4 protein-coding genes and 1 pseudogene are annotated in these 2,565 nt (G+C 59.1%); 3 read left to right on the forward strand and 2 right to left on the reverse strand.

The window, feature by feature from the left end; all coding sequences use genetic code 11:
- The first annotated feature begins 35 nt into the window (after nucleotides 1-35).
- The 3 genes from CKO27_RS23600 to CKO27_RS23610 all read left to right on the forward strand — a co-directional run bounded on the left by CKO27_RS23600 (nucleotide 36) and on the right by CKO27_RS23610 (nucleotide 1,071).
- Complete coding sequence (locus CKO27_RS23600) at nucleotides 36-185, forward strand: hypothetical protein (RefSeq protein ID WP_200377356.1); 150 nt, start codon at nucleotides 36-38, stop codon at nucleotides 183-185.
- 106 nt (nucleotides 186-291) lie between these two features.
- Nucleotides 292-537: a hypothetical protein gene (locus CKO27_RS23605; protein WP_200377357.1), complete on the forward strand. Its 246-nt coding sequence runs from the start codon at nucleotides 292-294 to the stop codon at nucleotides 535-537.
- A gap of 66 nt (nucleotides 538-603) precedes the next feature.
- Nucleotides 604-1,071: a site-specific integrase gene (locus CKO27_RS23610; protein WP_200377358.1), complete on the forward strand. Its 468-nt coding sequence runs from the start codon at nucleotides 604-606 to the stop codon at nucleotides 1,069-1,071.
- Nucleotides 1,072-1,194: 123 nt separating this feature from the next.
- Here the strand turns inward: CKO27_RS23610 and trfA are convergent, their stop codons facing one another.
- Nucleotides 1,195-2,121, reverse strand: coding sequence for a plasmid replication initiator TrfA (gene trfA, locus CKO27_RS23615; RefSeq protein WP_200377359.1), 927 nt, complete (start codon nucleotides 2,119-2,121; stop codon nucleotides 1,195-1,197).
- A 323-nt stretch (nucleotides 2,122-2,444) separates the two neighbouring features.
- Nucleotides 2,445-2,565: pseudogene (locus CKO27_RS24825) on the reverse strand (IS701 family transposase); the annotation flags it as partial.

Consider the following 2,565-nt stretch of genomic DNA (forward strand, 5'->3'; position numbering starts at 1 on the left):
ACCCGCACCCTCCCCAGCGCGCACTGGAGTCGTCGATGACTGCCTCCCTGGCTGCGATCGCCGCCGTGCCGCTCCCCGCCGCGCTCTGCGAGCCGCTGTTTGCCGCCGATGCCTGGAACGTCCTGCCGACCCCCACCCTCACGGCGGCGCTGGCCGCCGCCGCGCCACCGACCCAGCGGGACTGAGCCGCCGACTGGCGGGTCTTTCGCACCTGGTGTCTGGACGCGGCGGCCGCCCAGTTTTCGGACCGGGCGGCGCGGGTGCGCCTGCCGGTGACACCGGCGGCTGCTGGTGGCTTTTCTGCACGCGCAACGCAGCGGCCAGGGGACGGCCGACGGGCACCCGCGGGCGATCACCACGGTGCGCCGCTATCTGAGCACCCTGGCAACCTTGCATCGGCTGCTGGAGTTGCCCGATCCGGCGGCCTCACCGCTGGTGCGCCAGACCCTCAAAGGGCTGGGGCGGGGCGTGGGCGATGCACTCCAGGCGGCGCCGCTGCGTTGGGTGCGGACCTGCAGGCGATCCAGCCGCTGCTAGGGGAGGATCTGGCGGGCACACGCTCGTCGCCCTCATACATAACCGCTGGCGCGGCAGGCGGAGTTGGTGGCCCTCGATATCGCGGATCTGACCTGGCTGGCGGAGGGGGCGGCGACGGTGTTGCTGCGCCCGACCAAGACCGATCTGGCGGCGCGCGTGGAGGTGCGCTATCTGAGTCCTCCGGCCACCGCGTTGGTGCGCACCTGGTTGAGACGCAGTGAGTTGGTGCAGGGGCCGGTGTTCACCCGCTTGCAACGCAACGGGCTGGACCAAGTCGGGGGGACGGGGCGCGGGCTGCGGTTAAACGCGGCGGCGGTCAATGACCGGATCAAGGAAGCGGTCGGGCGGTCCCTGGAGGCGCGTGGAGAATGGACGACCCCGCCAACGGATCCTGCGGACCCGATTGGTCAACGCGCGGCGGCGTGGTCCGGGCACTCGCTACGGGTCGGGGCGGCCCAGGACATGGCGGCGGCCGGGGTGGCGACCGCAGCGATTCTGCAGGCCGGCGGTTGGCGCGATGGGCGCATGGTGTAATGCTATCTGCGCCATCTGAGCACCTTGGAGGGAGGCATTGCGCAGTGGTATGCGCGATCGGCGGCGATCAGTTCGGGTGTTGTATAGACACGGGCGCAGCTGCTACTGACCGCCCCTCTTATGTTACTTGCTCACTAATTTATCAGCATCGTTGGTTCTTATCACAAAAACCAGATCTGAGCCGGACTGAATCTCTGCAGAACGCAAAAACCCTACGGAAATCAATTCCGATAACGAAGCTTTTAACAACTGTCTGAATTTCGATAGATCTTTTGTTGTCGATCCGCAAAGGGTCCGAATTGTCCCGGTTTTCATCGGGAAAGGTTTTTGATGAGTATAATAAAAAGCATGTAGCCACTTCGCAAGAGTTCCAAGTCGAAGGCGTTGATCCCAGTCTATCTGTGTATATGATACATTGTCGAAAAGGGACGCAATCCGCGGCTCAAGCCTGACATTCCATGATCTCGATGATGTTCCAGATCCATCCTCTCTCCATTCAAAATCTCGAATCAATGAACCTGAGTACCCTCCCCTAGCAGTACGAATTTCGACGCCAGATGCCTGTAACCTCATGATTGTTTCGCGCAGACGATCATAAGAGCGAGAATTTGTCGGCCACTTCAATGATTTGAGCATGGAATGCGCAGTGAACGATACCTCCGATCCTAAAGGAGAAACTCTGGCAAGATGGACTAGCTGTAAAAACACATCCTCATCGTCCTGCCGAAGTTCTTCTCCCGTGTAGTTAATTTCAATATTACTTAGAGAAGCGATCACCATGCTTCTTCGATAGGCGCGTGGTGTCCTTGTGTTTCCAATCGTAAACAGAGCACCTCGCACCAACTCGTTGGGAACACCTCGACGAAACTCAGGCCAGATCGGGAGTTGTACGACTTTTCCAGTCGTAGTTGGATTTATCTGAGCGCGTTTAGGAAACGTCTTTGGATGTCGTTCTGCAACGCGCGCCTCCAATTTGGCGAGTGTCCTTTCCAGCGATTTCGATTCAGACTCAGAGTCATCACCTACTACATGAGATGATACTTCCGTCATTTGGAGTCGGCTCCTCATGGTTCGTCGCGCGTCATTCATGACCCGCTCAACTACATACCAGTTTGTTTCGGACTTTATAGGGTTCCAGCATTCCTAGACTCACATGGGCCTCGACACTCTGGATCATCTGGCCTTCTGTGTGCATCACCTCCGGGCCTATAGCCCATAACGAGTTTCAATGCATTCACGGCGCAGATCCACCAGGCCTAGATCCTCAGCGGCATCTCAATTAGCACCATGCCGCTGCTGGCCAAGGTCTAGCGTATGGACGCGAAACAGTCCTGGATCAGGGTCACGCATGCGCGCATAATTAATAACTGATGTTACGCAGCCGCCGCTTTCAAGCGCCTGAGTTCGCCGAAAGCATGCTGAAGCGCCTCGACATAGAGCTTCGCGCGGAGTGCGAAATGGTTGAGCTTGTGGGCCCGCTTGAGGCATTCGAGC

Source organism: Thiocystis violacea, from assembly GCF_016583575.1.
In the GTDB taxonomy this organism is placed as follows: Bacteria; Pseudomonadota; Gammaproteobacteria; order Chromatiales; family Chromatiaceae; genus Thiocystis; species Thiocystis violacea.

Coding starts and splice junctions, on each gene's coding strand:
- trfA (WP_200377359.1), bottom strand. CDS start 2,121: ATGACGGAAGTATCATCTCATGTAGTAGGTGATGACTCTGAGTCTGAA.
- CKO27_RS23600 (WP_200377356.1), top strand. CDS start 36: ATGACTGCCTCCCTGGCTGCGATCGCCGCCGTGCCGCTCCCCGCCGCG.